Raw genomic sequence first — 24916 nt, 5'->3', positions numbered from 1 at the left:
TATATGTAAAATTTATCAATAAAAGTAAATAAAAGGAGGGTTAATATGGTTAAATATGATACATTAATAAAATTACTTTGTTCTTTAGAAAAAGAAAAAGAAAAAGGTATAACTTTTATTAATGAAAATTCAAAAGACTATTTTATATCTTATTCTGACATGTATGAGGAAGCACTTTTTTTATTAGGATATATACAACAAGTTGGAATAAAATCAGGCGATAAGATTCTGCTCCAATTAAACAATAATTTTGATTTTATACGAACTTTATGGGCCTGTATATTAGGAGGTATTATACCAGTTACAGCACCTTTGGGATATAGTGAAGAACATAGAATAATGATATTTAAGTTGCTCAAAATGATGCAAAATAGTTACTTGGTAGTTAATAAGGAATTAATTGAATATATGAATGATGTTTTGGCAAATAAAGGTTTTGTGAATGAATTTGAAAGTATGCAGTCAAGAATTATAATGATTGATGCTGTAAATTTAACTCCTAAAAAAGGGGTGATTCAAAATAAAATAGATGTGGATAAAGCTTTAATTCAATTTTCTTCAGGTTCTACCGGAAATCCTAAAGGGGTAGTACTTACTTATAGAAATTTAATGTCTAATATTTACGCTATAATAAAGGCATCAAAACAAGTTAATACGGATTCTACATTGAGTTGGATGCCGTTATCACATGGTATTGGATTAATTGGTTTTCATTTAACGCCTCTTGCAGCTAATATAAATCAACATATTATGGATACACGTATGTTTTTAAACAAACCAATATCTTGGTTAAAGAAAGCTTCTGAGTATAAAGTTACATTTACCTCATCACCAAACTTTGGATTTAAATATATTTTAGAAAATTTTAATACTGAAGTTATGTCTGGAGTAGATTTATCAGCCATAAAATTAATTTATAATGGTGCAGAACCTGTATCTGTAGAATTATGTAAAAACTTTCTAAATATAATGTCCAAATATAAATTAAAAAATTGCGTAATGTTTCCTGTATATGGAATGACGGAAGCAAGTTTAGCAATTTCTTTTCCTTTAGTAGGTGAAACTCTCAATGAAGTAACTTTAAATAGAAAAAATCTATCAATTGACAATAAGATAAAAATTGAAAATTTTGAAGAACCTAATTTAACTGCGACATTTGTAAATTTAGGTTATCCGGTTGAAGATTGCCAGGTAAGAATATGTAATGATTGTGATGAAGATGTTGGTGAAGAAGTAATAGGGAATATACAAATAAAAGGAAAGAATGTATTTCTAAAATATTTTAATAATGAAGATAATATGAATAATTATTTTACAAAGGATAAATGGTTTAAAACAGGAGATGTAGGATGCATTATCAATTCAAGGCTTATAGTTACTGGTAGAAAAAAAGATATAATTTTTGTAAATGGAAGTAATTTTTATCCTCAGGATTTAGAAAGAATAGCAGCAAAACAAAGTGGAATAAAACAGGAATTTATAATAGCAACATCTATTTTTAATGAATTGTTGCAGAAAGATGAAATTATATTATTTATAGCATCAAGTCTTTCTAAAGAAGAATTTTGTAAAGTTATAAAGAAGATAAAGAAGGGAATGTTAAAGGAAATAGGTTTAGAACTTAAAGTTGTTATTCCAATATCAAATATACCTAAAACTAATAGTGGAAAGCCACAAAGGTTTAAATTAGCTAAGAAATATTTAAATAAAGATTTTGATAGCATTATACAAGAATATGGAGAGTATATTCTATTTAATGAGAATAGTGAATGTGTTGAAGTAATTTATTCAGAAACAGAAAAACAAATATTAGATATTTGTATAGAAATATTAGGAGATACTGATATTGGTTTAAATAATAACTTAATAGAATATGGAGGAAATTCTATTAAGTTAACTCAGATTCATTCTAAATTAGAGAAAATCTATCCTAATAAAATTACTATAGGAAATATTTTTTCTTATCCGACTATTAAAAAATTAGCAGAATTTATTGACCAACAGAATAAAGAATTAATAGAAACTATACAAAAACCAATAGATCTTGTTAATAGAACCATAAGAGAAGAGTCTAGATATGATAAAATAAGATCTTTTATTGTAGATGAAAGATTATCGAATTTAATTAATATGTCAAATTATTTGGATGTACATGTAAAAGATATATTAACAGGTATATTCATATATTCATTGTACGTAGCAACAGACAATCCTATAGTTAGTATACAAACTTTACTGACATCTGAGAATATGATTGTACCTATTTCTGTAAATATAAATAACATTGAAAATATGATGGAAATATTTACTGTTATCAAAAGGAATTGTGAAGAAAATAATGGACAAACTATTTTTTCAGAAATAAGCCAGAATAGTAGTATTACTGAAAATCACCTAGAATTACAATATATAATATGCGAAAAAAAGTTAATTAATAATAATCAATTTTTAAATATATATGATGTCATCTTAACTCTAGATATTACTGATAAATATATTAATTTAGAATGGAACTGCAATAATAAAATGATGTTAAAAGAACTAATAAGTGATTTATGCAGATTGTTTGATGAAATACTCGATAATATGATTGCTAACTTTAATTTATTGGTAGAATAGAATGTTATGTAAGGATGTGAGTGAATTGAAGACCGATTTTTTAAATTTAAAGAATATAAGTTCTAAGAATTTCACTTCAAGAGAAGTTGCAGGAAAAGAAATGGATAATCAAATAGCTATTATTGGAATTGGTATAAAAATGCCGATGGCTGATACTCTTCAAGAGTATTGGGAAAATATAAAAAATGGGGTAGATTGTATTAGAACATTGCCTGAAGAAAGGCAAGAGGATGTATTAAATTATTATAAAACAGTATACAGTGATGACGATAATATTAAATTTCTTAAAGGTGCATATATAAATGATATTGATAAATTTGATTGTAATTTTTTTAATATGTCCCCACGAGAAGCGAAGTTGATGAATCCCCTACAACGACTTTTTTTACAAACTACTTATAGTGCTTTAGAAGATGGTGGATATGGCGGTGATGATTTAAGAGGAAGTAAAACTGGAGTGTTTTTAGGACTTGTTAGTGACTTGGAAGGATATAAATACAAAGAAATCATCCATAATGTAGACAAATCTTCTTTACCAGTTTCTACAACAGGAAATTTATCATCAATAATTGCATCTAGAATAAATTATTTATTAGATTTTAAAGGACCAAGTATGCTTATCGATACGGCCTGTTCATCATCAATGGTAGCTGTTCATATTGCTTGTGAATCATTAAAAAGAGGAGAATGTGAATATGCGATTGCTGGTGGTATAAAGGTGAACTTTACACCTATTGATTCTAAATACTATAAGATCGGTATAGAAGCGGAGGATGGTATTACAAGGACTTTTGATAATAATGCCAACGGTTCTGGTATGGGTGAAGGGGTTGCTGCAATATTGTTAAAACCTGTAAATAAAGCTATAGAGGATAAAGATAATATCTATGCAATTATAAGGGGAAGTTCAATAAATCAGGATGGAACTTGCATGGGTATTACTGCACCAAACCCTCTTGCTCATACAGAGCTGTTAAAAGCAACATGGAATAATGCAAAGATTAATCCGGAAACCTTGTCATATATTGAGGCTCATGGAACAGGAACATCAATTGGTGATCCTATAGAAATAGATGGATTAATTGGAGCATTTAGAGAGTACACTAGTAAAAAGCAATTTTGTGCTATAGGTTCTGTTAAATCCAATATTGGTCATTTATATGAATGTGCTGGACTAGCAGGATTAATTAAAGCAGTTTTGATGATTAAAAATAAGACTTTACCCCCAACAATTCATTTTAATGAACCCAGTAAAAAAATAAATTTTTTAGATTCACCATTTTATGTTAATTCTAAACTTGCTAGCTGGGATAGCAAATTTAGAAGATGTGGTATTAGTTCTTTTGGTATAAGTGGCACAAATTGTCATATTGTTTTGGAAGAATATAAGCAAAGTAATCAAAAGTTAATGAAAGAAAGGGATATTAAAAAAGAAGAAAAACATATATTTACTTTGACGGCTAAAAGTTTAACTTCATTGCAAAATATGATTAAGCAATATAAAACTTTTCTTGAATATAACTCTGATATAAATATTAAAGATTTATGTTATACAATAAATTGTGGAAGAGGACAATATAATTATAGAATAGCGGTAATTGTTAGAAACGCAAGTGAGTTGCGAATAAAATTAAGTAGTATAAATGAGAAAGATTTATGTAGATCAGAAGACAATGTATATATGTATGGGGAATATAGAGTTGTTTCTGAAGAAGAAAAAAAATTAACTGGTCAAGGGATAACGATTAGGGAAAAAGAAAAAAATAATATTTTGTATGACTACAAATTAAGAAATTATTCTATTGAAAGTTTATTTACTGAGCAAACTGTTAAAGAAATTTGTTATGAGTTTATCAAAGGTACTGATATAAACTGGAAGTATTATTATAAAAACCAAGATTATCATAAGATTTGTTTGCCTACATATCCATTTGACAAACAAAGATTCTGGTTGGATCTAGATTGTAATATGAATAAAAATGGTGAATCTTCAGAAAAATCTTTATATTATAAAATTAATTGGTTAAAGGTAGAGGCTAATATAACTGAGAATGAAGATGTGATTGATGATTATGTATTTATATATCGGAATAGTAATTTAATTGATGATACTATTAATATTCTTCAAAGTAGAGGTAAGAAAATAATTACTGTTAAATTAGGACTTGAATTTGAGAAAATAAGCGACCATTCTTACATTATCGGAAATAGCATGGAAGACTATGAGAAGTTATTTTGTTCTATGAATATTGTTTCAAATATAGCTATCGTATACGAACCTACTATTAATTTATATAAAGATTTAGACGACATTAATTCAATAAATGGAGCTGTATTAAACCTTATATATTTAACTAAAGTAATTTCTAAATACTATACAGATGAGAAAGTATATATTTTTTTGATATCTAGGTTTGCATATGAAGTAACAAGCAATGAAAGTATGATATATCCCTATAATGCAGCGCTAATAGGATTGAGTAAAGTTATAAATATAGAAAATGAAAGCATTAAGTGTAAAGCTATCGATTTAGATGAAAAAACTAATAACTCAGTTATTCTAGATGAAATCAAAAATACTTCTGATTACAAAATAGTTTGTTATAGAGAAGGTTCAAGATATGTTCAGCTATTAGAGGAAACTAGTATTGAAAATGAAATTGTTAAGGAAATACCAATAAAGAAGAATGGCGTATATGTTATTACAGGCGGGGCAGGTGGAATAGGTCTTGAAATTTGCAAATATTTAGCAGCAAAGAGCGAGATAACATTAATTTTAGTAAATCGTACTAAGTTCCCTGAAAAAGATCAATGGGATGAAATTGTTAAAAGTAATAAAAATTTCAAATTGGTAAGTAAGATTAAGAATATACAAAATTTAATAAGAACTGGTACAAATATAGAGTTAAGATGTGCTGATGTTACAAATTTTATTGAAATGAGAGAATTGATAAATGATATTAGAGAAAAACACGGTGAAATTAATGGGGTTATACATGCTGCTGGAGTAGGAAGTTTCAGAACTATAAAAGAAATTGATGTGAAAAATTTTAGTGAAGTATTTGATCCTAAAGTTAAGGGAACTGTTATTCTAGATCAGCTAACCATGGAAGATCCATTAGATTTCTTTGTACTTTTTTCTTCTATAGCAACAGTTTTTCCCGCATTTGGACAAAGTCATTATGTAGCTGCTAATGCATTCATGGATTCTTACTCAGTATATAGAAATAAAATAGGAAAATATACGTTATGTATTAATTGGACAACATGGAAGGATACTGGTATGGCCTGTGATAATGGAATAAATATTGATACTATTTTTAAAGCTATACCTAATGATAAAGCTATTTCTGGTTTTAAAAATGCATTGAAAGCAGGAATTAAGCAGATAATAATCGGGCAGTTAAATTATAATAGTTCAAAGGTTAACTTAATAGATAAAAAGTCTATTAAACTTTCAGATGAAATAGAAAAAAAGATTAGTTTTAGAAAAAAGAATGATACTTTAGAAAAACACATGAAAAATAAAAATATTAAAAAAGAAGTGAAAATAATAGGTAAAGATAATGGAAAATATAATAAAGTAGAGAGAACGCTGGCAGAAATATGTTCGGAACAGTTGGGCTTTTCAGATATAAATATATACGAGAGTTTTTTTGAGCTTGGTGCAGACTCTATTATGATAAAAAAAATTCATGAAGAAATAAATAATAAATTCCCAAATATAGTGGAAGTTGTAGATTTATTTGAGTATTCTTCTATAAATAAGTTGGCACAGTTTATAATGCAAAAGCTTGAATTTACTTCATCTCATATCTTAATTGAAAAAAATGAAAATAAATTAGTAAATTATAATTATGATGATATATCAATAAAAATTACAGATGACAATTATGATGATAGAGATGTAGCAATAATAGGAATGGATGTAAAGCTACCTATGGCAAATAATTTAGAAGAGTTTTGGGAGAACATAGAGAATAAAATAAATAGTATTACAAATTTTCCAATAGAGAGACAAAAAGAGGTAGAAAAATATTTGATTCACAATAATAAGGATTTTAAAAATGTTAAGTACAATCCTGGTGCCTATTTAACTGATATTGATAAGTTTGATTATAGTTTCTTTAAAATAGCTCCTAATGAAGCTAATCTAATGGATCCTTGTCAGAGGTTGTTTATTCAAAGCGCATGGAAAGCGGTAGAAGACGCAGGATATGGCGGTAATAAATTGAAAGGTACGAATACAGGAGTATTTGTAGGATTTTCAAATAATTTAAGAGATAGTTACGGAAGATTATTTTTTGAAGATGATTTTATTGAACCAGCAGCTATTGTAGGAAATATGCAGACCATATTAGCAAATAGGATTTCCTACTTAATGGGGATAAATGGTCCAAGTGTTGTATTAGACACAGCATGCTCCTCTTCATTGGTTGCGGTTCACTATGCTTGTAACAGCATATTAAGCAAAGATTGTGACATGGCTATTGTCGGAGGAGTCCGACTGAATATATTACCCATTTGTAATGAAAATGAAACTATGGGTATTGAATCATCAGATGGTGAAACACGAGCATTTGATAATAATTCAGACGGAGCCGGTGTAGGTGAAGGTATAGCAACTATTGTTGTTAAAAAAATATCCAAAGCTATAAAAGATAGGGATCATATTTATGGTGTGATTAAAGCAACTTCAATAAATCAAGATGGTAGATCTAATGGATTAACATCTCCGAATCCATTTGCCCACGGAGAATTGATTAAGACAGCATGGAGTAAAGCTAACATAAATCCTGAAACTATAACTTATATTGAAACTCATGGTACTGGAACTAATTTAGGAGATCCGATAGAAATTCAAGGAATAAAGCATGCATTTAAAGGTTATACCGATAAAAAACAATTTTGTGCTATAGGATCAGTAAAAACAAATATAGGACATTTATTTGAAGCTGCAGGAATCGTTAATTTGATTAAGGTTGTATTAGCAATGAAAAATAGAAAATTGCCACCTACTATAAATTTTATAAATCCAAATAAAAATATTTCTTTTGAAAACTCACCGGTTTATGTAAATACTAAGCTTTCTGAGTGGAGACCTGAATGTAATATATTGAGGGGAGGAGTCAGTGCATTTGGTTTTGGTGGTACAAATTGTCATGTGACTATTGAAGAACCTCCAGTAATACGGAAAGATAGAAAAGTAAATGACATTGATAGTTTTGAAGTTTTAACTATATCAGCTAATAGCAAAGAGTCTCTTAAGCAATTAGTATTAGAATATAATGACTTTTTCAAAAGACAAATCGACTTTAACTTGAAAGATGTTTGTTATACAGCAAATACAGGAAGAGGTCATTATAAATTTAATATAGCAATGATTTTAAAGGACAAAGAAGATTTATTAAGTAAACTAGAAGAACTTAATTTGAATGGGTTTGAAAGTTTGGAAAAAGATTTGATATATTTTGGAGAAGTAAATCCTCAAAACGATATTGACATAAATAAGTATAGTAAACAAGATGTATTGATAGCTGATAAAATTTCTTTAGGTAGTTTCAAAGAACTTTGTAAACTTTATGTAGCAGGAGTAAAAATAGATTGGGATAGTATGTATAAGAATGAGGAAGTATTTAGAACCAAACTTCCAACATATCATTTTGAAAAGAAAAAATGCTGGTTAGAATTTTCAGATGTAATAAATAAATTTGATAACAATAACTCTTTATACTATGGAACAAGGTGGATAGAGCATTCTATTAAAAACAATGAAAGTAAAGAAAAAAATGAAGTTATACTTATATTTAGCAGTTTGAAGTCTATAAATAAAGAGCTAATTGACGAATTAAGAAAAACAAATGCTATTGTTTATGAAGTATACATGGAAGATAAATTTTATAAGATAGATGACCAAAAATATATTATAAGTAATAAAGAAGAAGATTATGAAAAACTTCTTAAAATATTAGAAGATAAAAATATCAAAAAAATAATCCATAGTTTTACTTTGGATTGTAATTTAAAGGATGTAGATAGTCTTGATGTGTTAAAACAATGCCAAGAAAAAGGTGTATATAGCTTGTTTGCTCTGTTAAAATCTGTAAATAAAATGAAATTTAGTAATAAAATAGACATGATAATAATTTCGTCAAATGTTTATGAGATTACTGGTGAGGAGGAAAATATAAATCCACATAATGCTACTGTATTTGGATTAGGAAGGGTCATATCACAGGAGTTTCCAAATATAAAATGTAGGAGTATAGACGTAAGTAGTGATATTTCAGTGAAAGAAATTTTTAATGAAATATTTATTTCTGAAGAATTTTATCAAGTGGCTTACAGGAATGGAAAAAGGTATGTTGAAGAGTTCTGTGAAATAAATCTAGATAGCTTTGAGGAAAATTCAACTACTTTAAAAGAAGATGGCATATATGTAATAACTGGAGGAACAGGTGGAATAGGCTTAGAAGTAGCAAAAGATTTGGCAACTAGAGCAAAAGTGAATTTGGCATTAATTAATAGAACACCAATACCAAGTAAAGAAAAATGGAATGAAATTCTTTCTAATTCTAGAGATGCAAAGTTGTGTAAAAAGGTAAGAAGGTTAAAAGAAATTGAAAGTATTGCGGCTACTGTACAGTGTTTTTCTGCAAATATATGTGATTTATCAGAAATGACTAATCTTATAGATAATTTAAGAGAAAGGTATGGGAATATAAATGGAATTATACATTGTGCAGCTGTTCCAGGAGATGGGTTTATAATAAATAAGCAAAGGGAAGTTTTTGATGAAGTTTTATGCCCAAAAGTGCAGGGAACTTGGGTTTTAGATAAAGTTACTGAGAAGGATAACCTAGATTTCTTTCTTATATTTTCTTCAGCTTTATCAATGATAGGTGAGGCTGGACAGGGAGATTATGTTGCGGCTAATTCTTATTTAGATGTATTCGCAAAATATAGAAATAGAAAAAATAAGAGAACAATTACCATAGATTGGGTTTCTTGGAAAAGTGCAGGTATGTCAGTAGAGTATGGGTTTAATGTTGATAAAATATTTAAAGCAATTTCTACAAATGATGCTTTGGAAGCATTAAATAAGGTATTACACAAAAATGTAAAGCAAATTCTTATCGGCGAGTTAAACTTTGATGGAGAATATATATATATCATGAATGAGTTTCCGATGAAAGTAAGTGAAAAAATTATGGATTTAATTTCGCAAAAAGAAAGTTTGTATGTGAATAAGAAGAAAGTTTTAGCAAGTAATAGTAAAAAATCCGTTATTTTAAAGGGAATAGATAATGATAAAATTACTGATACCTATTTAAAGATTGGAAATATATGGTGCGAAGTTCTTGGAATTGAAGAAATACATGTTGACGAGAGTTTCTATGAGTTAGGAGGTAACTCAATACTAGCTATAAGACTACTGCGAAAAATTCAAAAGGAATTTTCAAAGATAACTGAAATTTCATTAAATGATATTTTATCTTTATCTACAATTAATCAATTAGCGCAGTATATAGAGAGTAAACTTATCAAACAAGATTTTGAAAATAATAATATATCGGGTATAGAGTCTAAGAATATTAAAAAAGGTGAATTAACTATAAAGTGCTTTTCAAATGGAATGCTTACTTCTAATTGTTATTTACTTGAGTCAGAAGGAGAAGGAGTACTGATAGATGCTGGAACAAATAGTGACATAATCATGAAGGCTATAAGTGAAAGTTCGATACGGCTAAGATATATAATTATTACTCATGCTCATATAGACCATATGCTTTCTATGGATGAAATTAGAGAAAAAACAGGAGCACGGATATTGATACATGAAGATGATAAGGATGGATTAGAAAATTGTTTGGGAGCTTTAATAATTAATAAAAGGTATTCTTTGAAAGAAAGTGATAGATGTATAAAGGAGGGAGATGTAATTAAATTTGGGAATGTAAAGCTTGAAGTTATACACACTCCTGGACATACAAAGGGATGTATTTGTTTAAAAACAGGCAACAAGATTTTTACTGGTGATACCCTTTTAAAGGGTGGGTATGGAGCACCTGATGAAGAATATGGAAATGAATCTGACCTTATGAATTCAATTTTAAATAAACTTATGACTTATGAAGACGACATTATAATTTATCCCGGACATGGTGAATATTCAACTATAGGAAAAGAAAGAAACAATGAGTTTTATAGAAGTTATACTATACATTAATCAGGAATGAGGTTAGTAATATGACAAAAATAAAGTTATTTTGTTTAGTCTATGCTGGAGTTAGTTCTTTTATATTTTTTAAGTTGAAAAATGGATAGATAGTAGAATTCAAATTTGTCCTATTGAGTTATCAAGTAGAGAAATGAGATATAAGGAGCCATTGTATGGCTCCTACCAAGATGCGGGTGAAGATGCTTACTCTATTATGAAGTCAGAAATAACTAATAGTGAATTTGTAATTTTGGGCCATAGTATGGGGGATGGGGTGCTTATGAATTGTATTATAGGATAACAGAAAATTGTTTGATTAAACCTAAACATATGTTTTTTTCTGGTAGGGATGCTCCTAATATTTAATTTGAAAGATAGTAGTATTTGTTTATTATCTGATTATGATTTAATAGAAGAGTTATGCGAAGTTATAAATAATAATTTACTTTGAAATACGAGGAGGTTAATTTATGAGTAAAATTGGTGTAATTGGAGCAGGTATAATGGGAACAGGAGTGGCCCAAAGATTTGCTCAATTTGGACATAATATAAAATTAATAGATATATCTGAAGAAGTTCTTGAAAAGGCAAGGGAACAGATAGTTAGAAATATAAGGTTTCATAATATGGTAAGCAAAAATGATGCTTCAATTGATTTAAATAATGTATTGGAAAAGATTAAATTTACTGTAGATTATTCAGAACTTGAGGATGCAGAGTTTATAATTGAAAATGTTCCTGAAATCTGGAGTATAAAAGAAAAAGTCTACAAGAAGTTAGATACTGTTTGTAAAAAAGATTGTATTTTTATGGTTAATACATCATGCATATCAATAACTAAGGTAGCTTCTATAACAACTAGAAGAGATAAGGTTATTGGAACTCATTTTATGAATCCTGTGCCAATGAAAAAAGCAACAGAAACTATAAAAGGATATCATACTTCGTCTGAAACTATTAAAGCTGTAGAAAATTTACTTAATAGCGTAGGTAAAGAAAGTATTCTTGTTAATGATTTGCCTGGTTTTGTTTCAAATAGAGTTTCACATCTTTTAATGAATGAGGCCGCCTACGTAGTTCAGGATAATGTTGCATCACCTGAGGATGTAGATCTTATATTTAAAAAGTGTTTTGAGCATAAGATGGGCCCACTTGAAACAGCAGATTTAATAGGACTCGATACTGTTGTTAATTCGTTAGATATATTATATGAAAGCTACCAAGACCCTAAATTTAGATGTTGTCCATTACTAAGAAAAATGGTAGATGCAGGATTGTTTGGTAGGAAAAGCGGAAAAGGATTTTATGATTATATTTAAGCAACATTATAATAAACAAAGAGGAGAGTATTAATATGGAAGTTAAAGAAAAAGTAAAAAGTTTTTTAGGAAGATTTTTTAGGAAGCATGAGATTGATGACGATGAAGATATATTTTCTTTAGGATTTGTTAACTCACTATTTGCCATGCAATTAGTTATGTTTGTAGAAAAGGAATTTGGTATATTAATTAGCAATGAGGATCTAGACACAGAAAATTTCAAAACTGTAAATAAGATAACTAGCCTTATTGAGAGTAAAATAAAATAGGGGATGATTTTATGGAATTTCTATTAAAAGAAAATAATATTAAGTTGCAGGAATCTCTTAAACATTTTGTAGAAAATCAAATAATCCCATTTGCAGACATATGGGATAAAGAACAAAAATTGCCTAAAACAATTGTGAATAAGCTGGCGGCAAAAGGATATTTGGGAGCTACAATTTCAAAAACTTATGGTGGAACAGAAATGGACAATCTATCTTTAGCAATACTGAATGAAGAAATTGGGAAGGGGTGTTCTGCAACTAGAAGCTTATTAACCGTACATGGAATGTGTTCACTTGCTATTTCAAGATGGGGAAGTAAGGAAATCAAAGAATTTTATTTACCCCAAATGTCAAGTGGAAAACTAATAGGAGCTTTTGCACTTACAGAGCCTAACGTAGGAAGTAATGCTAAAGGTGTAGAAACTACTGCAGAACCGGATGGTGATTATTATATTTTAAATGGCAGAAAAAAGTGGATTACAATGGCACAAATTGCAGATGTTTTTGTAGTATATGCAAGATGTGATGAGGGAGTTACAGCCTTTATTGTAGATGGAAATTCACAGGGGGTTACTATAAAACCAATGTTTGATTTGCTGGGGGTTAGAGCTTCAATGATAGGTGAAATTTCTTTCGAAAATTGCAGAGTGCCTAAAAAGAATTTACTTGCAAAAGAAGGATTTGGACTTTCTCATGTAGCTTTAACATGTTTGGATTATGGAAGGTTTTCTATTGCATGCGGTTGCGTAGGGGTATCTCAAGCTTGTTATGAAGAAAGTATTAAATACTCTAAAAGTAGAAAACAGTTTGATAATTATTTAAAAGATAATCAATTAATACAAAAAATGATAACAGAGATGACTGTAAAAATAAATGCTGCTAGGTTACTTTGTTATAAGGCAGCTTATCTTAAAGAAATTAATGATCCTGATTCAATAATGGAAACTTGGCAGGCAAAATATTTTTCATCTAAAATATTAACGAAAATTGCTGAGGACTCGGTTCAAATCCATGGAGGTAATGGAATATCTCCAGAATATAAAGTTGCAAGGTTATATAGAGACTCAAAGTTAAATGAAATAATTGAAGGAACAAGTCAGGTACACGAAATGTTGATAGCTAAAAGTGTATACAGGTTTTATTAATTATGATAATCAGAAATATGTGATAAGGGAAAAAATAAATTTATTAAACTTTAGAGTATTTATACTTAAAACTCTTAAAAAATTTTATAAGATAAGGAGAATAATAGTATGAGTTGTAATAAAGTTAAGTGCGTGGTATGGGATCTTGATAATACTATTTGGGATGGGACTATTATTGAAGATGATAACGTAGTACTAAATAATAAGGTAGTTGATATAATAGAAACCTTAGATAAAAGGGGTATTCTTCAGTCCATCTGCAGTAAGAATGATTTTGACTTAGCTATGAATAAACTTAAGGAATTAAGACTAGATAAATATTTTTTATATCCACAAATAAATTGGAATCCTAAGTCAGAAGGAATAAAAAATATAGCAAAGAGTATAAATATTGGAGTAGATACATTAGCTTTTGTGGACGATCAGGAGTTTGAGTTAGATGAAGTAAAATATTCTTTACCGGAAGTATTATTAATAAATGCAAAAAACATTAAAGAAATTCCAAATATGCCAGAAATGAATCCAAAATTTATTACTAGTGATTCTAAGAATAGAAGATTACTATATCAGAATGATATTAAAAGAAATAAAATTGAAGAAGAGTTTTTAGGAACAAAAGAGGATTTTCTTAAATCATTAGATATGAAATTTACATTAAGTAAACTAGAAGATGAGGATTTAAAGAGAGCTGAGGAGTTAACTGTAAGAACTCATCAATTAAATGCTACCGGATACACATATTCTTACGAACAATTATATGAGATGAGCAAATCTGATAAATATTTTATTTTGATGGCACAATTGGATGATAGGTATGGCACATATGGTAAAATAGGACTTGCTGTAATAGAACTTGGAGAAAATTTATGGACACTCAAACTTCTACTTATGTCTTGCAGAGTAGTATCAAGAGGAGTAGGAACAATTATATTAAATTATATTGCTAGGTTGGCACAAAAGAATAATGTAAGATTATTGGCTGAATTTGTTAAGACTGATAGAAATAGAATGATGTATATAACATATAAGTTTGGTGGATTTAAAGAAATTTTAAGTGAGAATGAAAAAATTATTTTGGAAGCAGATTATTCTAAGCTTAATCCAATGCCAGATTATATAGAAGTTATAGAAAAGGAGGAGCTGGCATGCATAAGTTAGCATTTCTTTTTCCAGGTCAAGGATCTCATTTTGTTGGTATGTGCCAAAGTATGTATAATGAATTTTCGATTGTAAGAGAAACTTTTAATGAAGCAGAAGAAGTACTTGGTATTGATTTGAAGAAATTGTGTTTTGAAGGGCCTTTATCTCAGCTCTCAAAGACGGGAAATGCACATATGGCTATCTTTACTTCCAGTGTAGCTATCTTCAGAACTTTTATGAAAGAAATAGGATATAACCCACAATTTCTTGCAGGACATAGTTTAGGTGAATATTCTGCTTTAACTTGCTCGGGAATATTTAGTTTTAAAGATGGATTAAATATTGTAAAATATAGAGCAGAAATTGCAGCAATGGCAGAGCATGATAAGGATGGTGGAATGACCATAATAGATAATATTGATAATTCCATTGTGGAAGAACAATGTTTAAAAGCTCAAAAGGAAGGTAAAAAAGTTTATATCAGTTGCTATAATACAAAAAAACAAACATCTATATCTGGCTTGAAAAATGATGTAATGGAAGTGGAAGAAAAAATTTTGGACTTAGGTGGTCAAATTACTCCATTATTTGGGAGTGCACCATATCATAGTTCTTTAATGGATGAAGCGTCTTTGAAGTTAGAAGAGTATTTAAACAAAATTCATATTGGAAATTTTAGGTATCCGGTTGTTTCTAATTTTACTGGCGCTTTATATAAAGATCCAAAGGAAGTGATATTTTATCTGAAAAATCATTTTACAAATCCTGTAAAGTGGATTGATACAATAAGATTTATGGATAACAAAGGAATTACAATGTTTGTTGAAATGGGAGTTAAAAACTTATTAACAACTATGATAAATAATAATAAAATTCAAATTCAGTGTTTTGGGCAGAAAGATGAAAGACATAATTTAATTCAGTTATTCACAAAGACCGAAGGATATAAGAAACATTTGCCTACATTTATATCAAAGTGTTTAGTTGCAGCTGTTTCAACGGAAAACCACAATTGGAATAATAATGAATACGAAGAAGGTGTAATTAAACCATATAAAAGAATTGTAGAGATTCAAGATTATTATGGAAGTGAAAAATGTGAATATGAGGTATTTCATATGGAAGAGGCATTAAAATGTTTAAAGCAGATTTTCGAAACCAAAATTGTAAGTAAGAAAGAACAAAAGGAGTGGATAACACAAATACTTGAAGAAACTGGCACAATATATTTATTTAGAGACTTTCAGTAGATTTTTGAGGAATATATATGAATATTTATGCAGTTGAGATAGTAGATGAGTCACACAATCAATATTTCTACAATTTGATAAGATATATATCTAAAGAAAAGTATAAAAAAGTAGAGAACTTTAAATTTATAGAGGATAAACTTCGTGCAATTTATGGAGAATTATTAATAAGAAATTCAATTATTGAAGAATGCAAATTAGACAATAGTAATTTAAGCTTTCAATATAGTAAATATGGAAAACCATATGTAAAAAATATAAATAATTTTCATTTTAACATTTCTCATTCAGGAAAATGGGTGGTTTGTGCTACAGATAAAAGAGAAATTGGAATAGATATTGAAGAAGTGAAACCTATTGATGTAAACATTGCAAAAAAAATTTTTTGTGAAGAAGAATATATGGAGATTTTAAAAAATGATGTGAAGGATAGAGTGGCAAAATTTTATGATTATTGGACTTTAAAAGAAAGTTTCATAAAAAATATAGGAGAAGGTCTATCTTTTCCGCTTAATTCATTTTATATAAGAGAATGTAATTATGGTATGTATACAACATTCTTAGAAAAAAACAATAAACAGTATTTTTTTAAGAAGTATAAATTGGATTATAATTATAAAATGTCTGTGTGTTCATCATGCCAATATTTTATAGATGAAATAAAAGTATATGATGTTATTCAAATAGTTAACAATATTAAAAGAAGTATAATGTATAACTAATTTTGAATTTAGATTATACTAATTTAGAAGTTTATAATAAGTAATATAGTTCATATTCAAATTAATTATAATTCATATATTCATGTAAAAATTAATGAAGAAATATAATATTAAATATTTAAAGAGACAAAAAGATATTTTATATATTAATATAATATGTAGAATATCTTTTTTGACGTTTCTGCCATTGAATTAAATCTAAATCTTTTTATAAGATGAGCGTCAATGAATTGAAGTAGTCTTTTTTATTGTTTTTACTTGAAAAGTGTTATAACAAGGAATAAAATAAAAAATTTCATAACTGAAACCATAATAAAAAAATTGCGAATTTATAGAGAATAAATTATTAAAACTTATCTAACACTATAATAGGCATTTATATATAAACTAGATAAGGAGTAATATTTATGGATATTCATAATGTTCAACGTCAAGAAATAGAAAATATTTATGGTAAGATTAGTCCTTTTGAGTTCAAGGAGAAATTAATAAATCTTGCTAAAGGACAAAGAGAGAAGAGTGCTCATACTCTTTTAGATGCAGGAAGAGGTAATCCAAATTGGACAGCAGCAACGCCTAGAGAAGCCTTTTTCACTTTTGGTATGTTTGCTGTAGAAGAAACTAAGAAGGTTTGGAATGATGGTGATTTAGCTGGAATGCCAAGAAAAGAAGGAATTACTGAACGCTTTTATGATTATGTACAAAAGCATAATGATATGCCAGGAATAATACTTTTAAAAAATATAATTGATTATGGAATCAATAGGGAAGGTTTTGATGGTGATAGTTTTGTATTTGAACTAGCAGATGCAATTATTGGAGATAACTATCCAGTTCCAGATAGAATGTTAATTCATATAGAAAAAATCGTTCACGAATATTTAGTACAAGAATTGTGTTATAACAAACCTCCAGTGGGGAAATTTAATATTTTTGCTGTAGAGGGTGCTACGGCAGCAATGTGTTATGTTTTTGACAGCTTAATAGCTAATGAATTGTTACAAAAGAGAGATAAAGTTGCATTAATGGTTCCAGTTTTCACACCATATCTTGAAATACCGGAATTGCCACGTTACAATTTTGAGGTTGTACATATTAATGCTACAGAATTAACAAAAGAAGGAAATCATACTTGGCAATATCCAGAAACTGAGATTAATAAACTTAAAGATTCCAGTATAAAGGCATTATTTATCGTTAATCCTAGTAATCCTCCATCTGTTGCAATTAGACCAGAGACTGTTAAACAATTAGTAAATATAGTAGAAAAAGATAATCCAAATTTAATGATTATTTCAGATGATGTATATAGTACTTTTGTTGATAATTTTCGTTCTCTCATGGCTGATTTACCTTATAATACAATAGGAGTATATTCTTTTTCTAAATATTTTGGAGTGACTGGTTGGCGTTTAGGTACAATTTCACTTTATGAAAAAAATATTTTTGATAAATTATTAAAGGAATTACCAGAAGACAAAAAAAATGAGTTAAGGGAGCGTTATGAAGCGCTTTCTACTAAACCAGATAAGATACAATTTATAGATAGGATAGTAGCAGACAGTAGACAGGTTGCTCTTAATCATACAGCTGGTTTATCAACGCCTCAACAAGTTCAAATGGCCTTTTTTTGTGCATTTGCATTACTTGATAAAGAAAATAAATATAAAAATCAAACAAAATCTATTTGTAAACGTAGGCAGAAACTTTTATTTAAAGGGTTGGGTCTAGAATTAACAAATAATCCGTATGACGCTTCTTATTATACAGAATTTGATTTGCTAGAATGGGCTACATGTCATTATGGAAAAGAGTTTGGAGAATATTTGCAAAAAAAATACAAACCAGTAGACATTTTATATAGACTAGCTGAGGAGTCTTCTATAGTGTTATTAAGTGGTGGTGGATTTCAAGGTCCAGAATGGTCTATAAGAATATCTTTAGCAAATCTTAATGATGATGCTTATTCAAAAATTGGAGAAAAGCTTCATAAGATATTAGATGAATATGTAGACTCATGGAGAAGTTCATTATAATAAATAGTTAAAATTTTAATAGTTTGAATAAAGTAAAAAAAGGAATACACAAAATTAGGTGTATTCCTTTTGCCTATGAAGTAGTATCTAAAAACTTAGAACTGTTATTTGTTGAATTATTTAATACTTTTTGTAATAAGTCTGATATACCATTATTTGAATCTGTAGAACTTAAAGGATTAAGAGAATCTTGTAATTCTGTATCAGAATTTTCATCATCATCATTTCCAAAGTTTGTTGTTGCACTAGCTTTAGCAGACATTTGCATTATATCTAACATTTGAGCCAGCTTCTGAGGATTTAAAGATAAACTATCTAATCCATTTACAGTTTTAGATTCAAGGTTGATTTTATCAGAAGAATTTATGTTATTTGTTAAGGCCATATTATTAACATTGTTAATTGAGGCGGTATTATTAATCATGTCTTCATTCTTAATATTTTCAATCATTTCTTGTAGCATTAATTCAAATGAATTATTGCTATTAGTATTATTTGATTTGATGTCATTTACGTTAGGTTGCAATAATTGAGAAACTTTATTTATTTGCATAATGCTACTCCTTTAAAATTATTATTCAGTATAATGATTTTACTATTTATTAAGTTGTTTGTCTATGATTAGTATATACCAAAGCTTGAAAATTATATGAAAAAATTAAAATTAAAATAAAAGTTATAATATATATTTTTTATAGGGTAGTATAGATTTAAATTTAAATGAAAAATAAAAACTATTAGTTGAGAATTATGAGGATAATATTATATTAATAGCAAAGGTATAATATATTTTATAATTTTTTATATCAAAATAAATCTTTAAATAGTATTTTTGGTATAAGTTTTCATTAAATATGAATTTTATGCAATTTAATGATGGAAAAAATAGTTAATATTTATATGCCATAACATTAACAATTATTCATAATTAGCGTAAAATGTACTGTAAGTAATTATTAATGCAATTCTATTCATTGTCGTTTATATGAGTGCTCTTACAGAATCAGTTCACATTAGGAAAATTGAAATTCGAATTCTTACTTAAAGCAAAGTTAAAATACTTCCTCTATCCACAAGCTTACCTTCATTTAAATATATTGGAGTAACACCAGAGGATTCTAAAAACTCTTTTACTTGATTTCCATAAGTGTAATTATCTAGTGAACCGAAAAATGCCATTTTGGTTTTAGAAATTAATCCACAGGTTCCACCTATGAAGCCATAATCAAAACCTTCTAGAATTATATCGCCAGGGGGAAGAAGTAAAATGTTAAATCCTTTTTGAATTAAAGACTCATATATTTTTTTATCAGATGTAATTATTGAATTTTCATTAACTACTGCACAAGAACATTTAGTGTAACCTTGAGGTACATTAATTAAAGTTCTTTTTTGCATTTTATTTAATAAAATTTTATCTGTATATTTTAAGTTATGAACAAAAAAATTAGTAAATGATAATGCGTTTAATATTATGTTGTTTGGATATTTATTTTGCAGATAATTAGAACTTTCATAAATTTGCAACCCCATATCTTTTAAAGTAGATATAAAATCTGAATTTGTATTTTTAGCAACTATAATTTCTGAATTATTAATTATATGAAGCTGAATGTCTGGATGACCATTTATAGCAGTGTATAAATCATTACATTTTGGAACCTTTATAACTTTTAGACCATAGTTAGATAAGGTTCTTATATCATTAAATGGTGTTCTATAGTCTATAAAACAAGTCTTCATTTTGACCTCCTAAAAAATAATATAACATAATATTACAACAAAATTTAATTAGTTGTCGATTATTGAAGTTAAATTTTTGAATAGGTATAAAATTTTTATACATACTATAATTAGGAAGGAGTGAGACAGGATGCTTTTGATGAAATTGACTTACGATGGTGAGCAGAAATTTATTGAGGATATTCAAGAAATAAGGACATTATTAAAGGAAAAGAAAGTTAATGTTGGCATAGTGGAAAGTATAGAGGGGAATACTCACTTCGTTAAACTAATTTGTGATGATGATGTATATAGCAAAAAAGTAGAAAGTATAGTTGATATATATATAAGTAATATACTTTATAAGATTGTAATTGATAATTTTAGAAAACAAGAGATGTACGAATATTTAACGGATACTTATTTCTTTTTAAAACATGAAGAAATTATGGAAGTAGAAGAAAAATTAATGGAAGCACTTAGTTTTAAGGGAAGTATTTCAGATGAGACAAATATATATTGTATGAATAGAGTGAATAACATAGTAGAAAAGATAAAAGGTTGTTTAGAAGAAAATAGGGAAATAAATATAAACGGATTTCTCATATTTAGAATGAAGGATTTAGTAAATGATATAGAACTCATAATAGATAAAATAGTAGAAAAGTATATGGTAGAAAAGGAATACAAGGAATTTATTAAACTTTTACGATATTTTGTAGAAATTCAGGATAGCAAAATTGAAGAATTAAATATTATAATAAGCAAAACTGGATCTTACGAGATAACTGATAATCATGGAAAAGATATCTTTAAAGACTTTATAAGTGAATTAGCGGAATGTAAAATTGGAGATAGTATAAATATTGAAGATGTCATTATAAGTGGACTTATAACTAATGCACCCAAAAAAATTATAATTCATAAAAAAGAAAACTGTACAAATGAAGAATTTTTAGATACAATAATGAATGTATTTTGTGAAAGAGTTGAAATTTGTAATGATTGTACTCTTTGTACTACTAAAAAAATAAAAATATAAAAAGTATTGACATTGTAGAAGAACAATGGTAAAATATTTTTTGTCAAGTAGAAACAGCCGTTTCTCACCTTACAGCATTGCTAGTATGGTCATGTATGATTATTACAAAAAGATTTGTGGTAATAGAGGACGGCGAAAGCCGTCCTTTTATTATTTATATATGTTGGCTAAATTCTATCGGAGGTGAAAGATATTAATAAAAATTTTGCGGTAAATGAAGAAATCAGAGAAAAAGAAGTAAGACTTATAGGAGATGACGGTAGTCAGCTAGGAGTATTATCTTCAAGAGAAGCGCTAAAGTTAGCGGAAGAGAAGGAGTTAGATTTAGTGATGATATCACCAAATGCTAATCCTCCAGTTTGCAAAATAATGGACTTAGGAAAGTTTATTTATGAGCAATCAAAAAAAGAAAAAGAAGCAAAGAAAAAGCAAAAGGTTATCAATATTAAGGAAGTTAGATGTAGTCCAACTATTGAAGAACATGATATTAACATCAAGGCAAACAATGCCAAAAAATTCTTGCAAGAAGGGGACAAAGTCAAAATAACTGTAAGATTTAGAGGAAGAGAAGCAGATTATTCACATATTGGTGCAAAGATACTTGGAAAATTTGTAGCTTTGTTAGAAGAAGTATCTGTTATTGAAAAACCTGCTAAATTAGAAGGTAGAAACATGACGTTGATTTTGGCTCCTAAAAAAGCATAACTTGAGAGGAGGAAACGATTATGCCAAAAATGAAAACTCATAGAGGTGCAGCTAAAAGATTCAAAAAAACAGGAACAGGTAAGCTAAAGAGAGCTAAGGCTTTCAGAAAACATATCTTAACTAAGAAGAGCTCAAAGAGAAAAAGAAACTTAAGAAAAACTGCTTACGTTTCTACAACACAAGAAAAAGCAATGAAAAAATTATTACCATATCTATAATAGTTACGGAGTAGGAGGTTTACAAGATGGCAAGAGTTAAGAGAGCGGTTAATGCTCGTAAAAATCATAAAAAAGTATTAAAACTTGCAAAAGGTTATTACGGTGGAAAAAGCAAGTTATTCAGAACTGCTAATGAAACAGTAATCAGAGCATTAAGAAATGCTTATGTAGGTAGAAAATTAAAGAAGAGAGATTTCAGAAGATTATGGATAGCTAGAATAAATGCAGCTACAAGAATGAATGGTCTTTCTTATTCAAAATTCATGAATGGAATAAAATTAGCTGGCGTTGATATAAACAGAAAAATGCTTTCAGAAATCGCTATAAACGATCCAAAAGCATTCACTGAATTAGTTGAATTAGCTAAGAAAAGCTTAAACGCTTAATAAAGTGCGACTTTAGGGTCGCATTTTTTTCTATATCATAAGGTTTCTTTAATATGGTAAAGTGGGGGACGTGTTATGTATATTAACATAAATAAAAGAATAAAATTGAATCCTTTACAGATTTTAGCGCTCGGTTTTTTAATAGTAATTTTAGCGGGTGCAACAATATTAACACTACCTATATCATCAGCAAATGGGAGTACTACAAATTTTTTAGATAGTTTATTTACAGCTACTTCAGCTACCTGCGTAACGGGATTAGTTACTGTAGATACAGGGACACATTGGAGTTATTTTGGTAAAACGGTAATAATAATATTAATTCAAGTGGGAGGCTTAGGATTTATGTCCTTTGCTACTTTATTTGCATTATTGATTGGAAAAAAAATAACCTTAAAGGATAGATTATTATTACAAGAAGCTATGAACACTTTTGAAATTCAAGGTCTTGTAAGGCTTATGAAATATATTTTAGCATTTACTTTTACGGTTGAAGGAGTAGGAGCACTTATATATTCAACTAAATTTATACCTCAATTTGGTTGGGGAAAAGGAATATATTATAGTATTTGGCATGCTGTATCGTTTTTTTGTAATGCTGGTTTTGATCTTATGGGACATTTTAATAGTTTAACAGGATATTCTGATAATAAAATAGTAATACTTAATACAGCTATGTTAATAGTTATAGGCGGATTAGGTTTCGCTGTATCAAGTGAAGTCTATAATTATAGGAAAAGTAAAAGGAAATTCTCTCTACATTCTAAGGTTGTATTAACAGTTACATCAATACTTGTTTTTGGAGGAGCATTTGTAATATTTTTACTTGAATATAATAATCCGGGTACAATGAAAAATATGACCTTTATGGACAAGATTTGTAATTCGATTTTAGCTGCTGTTACACCTAGAACAGCTGGAGTTAACTCGGTATCTACTTCAGATATGGCGATGGCATCAAGAGTATTAACTATTATACTTATGTTTATAGGTGGATCACCAGGATCTACAGCAGGAGGAATTAAAACTACAACTTTTGGTGTTTTATTTTTAACTTTAAAATCTATGATAAAAGGCAGTGAAGATGTTGAAGTATATGGAAAGAGAATATCAAAAGATATAGTTTATAAATCATTTGCTTTATTTATGCTATGTTTTATGCTAGTAATTACAGTTTCAGGAATACTATCAATAACTGAAATTGGTGCTAGTTTTGAGTATATACTTTATGAAGTTGTATCAGCTTTTGGAACTGTTGGTCTTACTTTGGGACTTACAACAAAGTTAACAGCAGTAGGAAAATTTTTTATAATACTTACAATGTATTGTGGACGTGTTGGTCCTTTGACAGTTATATTAGCTTTAGCTAATATAAATAAAAAGAGTTCTATAAGATATCCAGAAGAAAAGATTTTAATAGGATAGATATATTTAAGGAGTAGTGAGATTATGTCAAAAAAACAATTTGCTATAATAGGTACAGGAAGATTTGGATCATCAGTTGCAAAAACTTTATATAATTTAGGTCATGATGTTTTAGCAATTGATATTGATGAAGAAATAGTTAATGAAATGGCTGATTATGTAACACATGCAGTACAATTGGATGCAACAGATGAAAATGCATTAAAAGCTATAGGTATAAGAAATTTTGATGTAGTAGTAGTAACTATTGGAGAAAATATACAATCAAGTATAATGACAACTCTTATAGTTAAAGAAACTGGAGTTAAGAAAATAATAGTTAAGGCAAATAGTGAGCTACATGAAAAAGTTTTATACAAAATTGGGGCAGATAGAGTTATATTACCAGAAAAAGAAATGGGAGTTAGGGTAGCTAATAATTTAGTTTCATCAAGTGTATTAGATTATATAGAATTATCTTCAGAATATAGTGTAGTAGAAATAGAAACATTAAAGGAGTGGCATAATAAGACTATTGGTGAATTAAGTCTTAGAAGTAAATATGGAATAAGTGTTATAGCTATTAAGAGAAATAATGAATTAAATATTTCACCATATGCTTCTGATATGTTTCAGCCAGGAGATATTATAGTTGCTCTTGGAAAAATTGCTCAGCTAAGTAAGTTAGATGGTAAGGTATCATACTAGTATAGAGGTG

Annotated in this window: 18 protein-coding genes and 1 other annotated feature; of the genes, 16 read left to right on the top strand and 2 right to left on the bottom strand. The window is 28.2% G+C overall.

Annotated features, from left to right (window positions below):
• Nucleotides 1–45: 45 nt before the first annotated feature.
• The 10 genes from BUB01_RS11330 to aspD all read left to right on the top strand — a co-directional run bounded on the left by BUB01_RS11330 (nucleotide 46) and on the right by aspD (nucleotide 18721).
• The gene (locus BUB01_RS11330) at nucleotides 46–2619 is read left to right on the top strand and encodes a non-ribosomal peptide synthetase (RefSeq protein WP_072987477.1); all 2574 of its coding nucleotides are present in this window, start codon (nucleotides 46–48) and stop codon (nucleotides 2617–2619) included.
• 25 nt (nucleotides 2620–2644) lie between these two features.
• A complete protein-coding gene (locus BUB01_RS11325) occupies nucleotides 2645–10849 on the top strand; it encodes an SDR family NAD(P)-dependent oxidoreductase (protein ID WP_159433236.1) in 8205 nt (2734 codons plus the stop codon).
• Between the two features lie 142 nt (nucleotides 10850–10991).
• Nucleotides 10992–11141 carry a hypothetical protein gene (locus tag BUB01_RS23205; RefSeq protein ID WP_159433235.1) on the top strand — a complete coding sequence of 50 codons (150 nt, stop codon included), beginning with the start codon at nucleotides 10992–10994 and terminating at the stop codon, nucleotides 11139–11141.
• Between the two features lie 169 nt (nucleotides 11142–11310).
• A complete protein-coding gene (locus BUB01_RS11320) occupies nucleotides 11311–12159 on the top strand; it encodes a 3-hydroxyacyl-CoA dehydrogenase family protein (protein WP_072987470.1) in 849 nt (282 codons plus the stop codon).
• 35 nt (nucleotides 12160–12194) lie between these two features.
• Complete coding sequence (locus BUB01_RS11315) at nucleotides 12195–12428, top strand: acyl carrier protein (protein ID WP_072987468.1); 234 nt, start codon at nucleotides 12195–12197, stop codon at nucleotides 12426–12428.
• A gap of 11 nt (nucleotides 12429–12439) precedes the next feature.
• Nucleotides 12440–13573, top strand: a complete 1134-nt coding sequence (locus BUB01_RS11310; RefSeq protein WP_072987466.1) for an acyl-CoA dehydrogenase family protein — start codon at nucleotides 12440–12442, stop codon at nucleotides 13571–13573.
• A gap of 108 nt (nucleotides 13574–13681) precedes the next feature.
• The gene (locus BUB01_RS11305) at nucleotides 13682–14731 is read left to right on the top strand and encodes an HAD-IIIC family phosphatase (RefSeq protein ID WP_072987464.1); all 1050 of its coding nucleotides are present in this window, start codon (nucleotides 13682–13684) and stop codon (nucleotides 14729–14731) included.
• Nucleotides 14719–15963 (top strand): ACP S-malonyltransferase, encoded by a 1245-nt coding sequence (locus BUB01_RS11300; RefSeq protein WP_072987462.1) that lies wholly within the window; start codon nucleotides 14719–14721, stop codon nucleotides 15961–15963. The genes BUB01_RS11305 and BUB01_RS11300 overlap by 13 nt, the downstream gene beginning before the upstream one ends.
• Nucleotides 15964–15980: 17 nt before the next feature.
• The gene (locus BUB01_RS11295) at nucleotides 15981–16685 is read left to right on the top strand and encodes a 4'-phosphopantetheinyl transferase family protein (protein WP_072987460.1); all 705 of its coding nucleotides are present in this window, start codon (nucleotides 15981–15983) and stop codon (nucleotides 16683–16685) included.
• Between the two features lie 407 nt (nucleotides 16686–17092).
• The gene (aspD, locus tag BUB01_RS11290; protein WP_072987458.1) at nucleotides 17093–18721 is read left to right on the top strand and encodes an aspartate 4-decarboxylase; all 1629 of its coding nucleotides are present in this window, start codon (nucleotides 17093–17095) and stop codon (nucleotides 18719–18721) included.
• A 73-nt stretch (nucleotides 18722–18794) separates the two neighbouring features.
• On the opposite strand, the gene BUB01_RS11285 is transcribed toward aspD, so the two are convergent.
• The gene (locus tag BUB01_RS11285; RefSeq protein WP_072987455.1) at nucleotides 18795–19274 is read right to left on the bottom strand and encodes a hypothetical protein; all 480 of its coding nucleotides are present in this window, start codon (nucleotides 19272–19274) and stop codon (nucleotides 18795–18797) included.
• 488 nt (nucleotides 19275–19762) lie between these two features.
• Nucleotides 19763–20464, bottom strand: coding sequence for a DUF6873 family GME fold protein (locus tag BUB01_RS11280; RefSeq protein ID WP_072987453.1), 702 nt, complete (start codon nucleotides 20462–20464; stop codon nucleotides 19763–19765).
• A 130-nt stretch (nucleotides 20465–20594) separates the two neighbouring features.
• Between BUB01_RS11280 and ytxC the strand changes: the two genes are divergently transcribed.
• From ytxC to BUB01_RS11250, 6 genes are all read left to right on the top strand, one after another.
• Nucleotides 20595–21485 carry a putative sporulation protein YtxC gene (ytxC, locus tag BUB01_RS11275; protein ID WP_072987451.1) on the top strand — a complete coding sequence of 297 codons (891 nt, stop codon included), beginning with the start codon at nucleotides 20595–20597 and terminating at the stop codon, nucleotides 21483–21485.
• A gap of 39 nt (nucleotides 21486–21524) precedes the next feature.
• Nucleotides 21525–21642, top strand: a sequence feature (ribosomal protein L20 leader region).
• A 26-nt stretch (nucleotides 21643–21668) separates the two neighbouring features.
• Nucleotides 21669–22190, top strand: coding sequence for a translation initiation factor IF-3 (gene infC / locus BUB01_RS11270; protein WP_072987447.1), 522 nt, complete (start codon nucleotides 21669–21671; stop codon nucleotides 22188–22190).
• Between the two features lie 20 nt (nucleotides 22191–22210).
• Nucleotides 22211–22408 carry a 50S ribosomal protein L35 gene (gene rpmI, locus BUB01_RS11265; protein WP_072987444.1) on the top strand — a complete coding sequence of 66 codons (198 nt, stop codon included), beginning with the start codon at nucleotides 22211–22213 and terminating at the stop codon, nucleotides 22406–22408.
• Nucleotides 22409–22434: 26 nt separating this feature from the next.
• Nucleotides 22435–22794 (top strand): 50S ribosomal protein L20, encoded by a 360-nt coding sequence (rplT, locus tag BUB01_RS11260; protein ID WP_072987441.1) that lies wholly within the window; start codon nucleotides 22435–22437, stop codon nucleotides 22792–22794.
• A 75-nt stretch (nucleotides 22795–22869) separates the two neighbouring features.
• On the top strand, nucleotides 22870–24219 hold the full coding sequence (locus BUB01_RS11255; protein WP_072987438.1) for a TrkH family potassium uptake protein: 1350 nt from the start codon (nucleotides 22870–22872) through the stop codon (nucleotides 24217–24219).
• 24 nt (nucleotides 24220–24243) lie between these two features.
• Nucleotides 24244–24906 (top strand): potassium channel family protein, encoded by a 663-nt coding sequence (locus BUB01_RS11250; protein WP_072987435.1) that lies wholly within the window; start codon nucleotides 24244–24246, stop codon nucleotides 24904–24906.
• Nucleotides 24907–24916: the final 10 nt, after the last annotated feature.

Origin of the sequence: Clostridium cavendishii DSM 21758 (genome assembly GCF_900141845.1) — a bacterium.
GTDB classification, from domain to species: domain Bacteria; phylum Bacillota; class Clostridia; order Clostridiales; family Clostridiaceae; genus Clostridium_AG; species Clostridium_AG cavendishii.
Note: the sequence above shows the minus strand (reverse complement) of the source record. Positions and strands in the feature narration are given on the sequence as shown.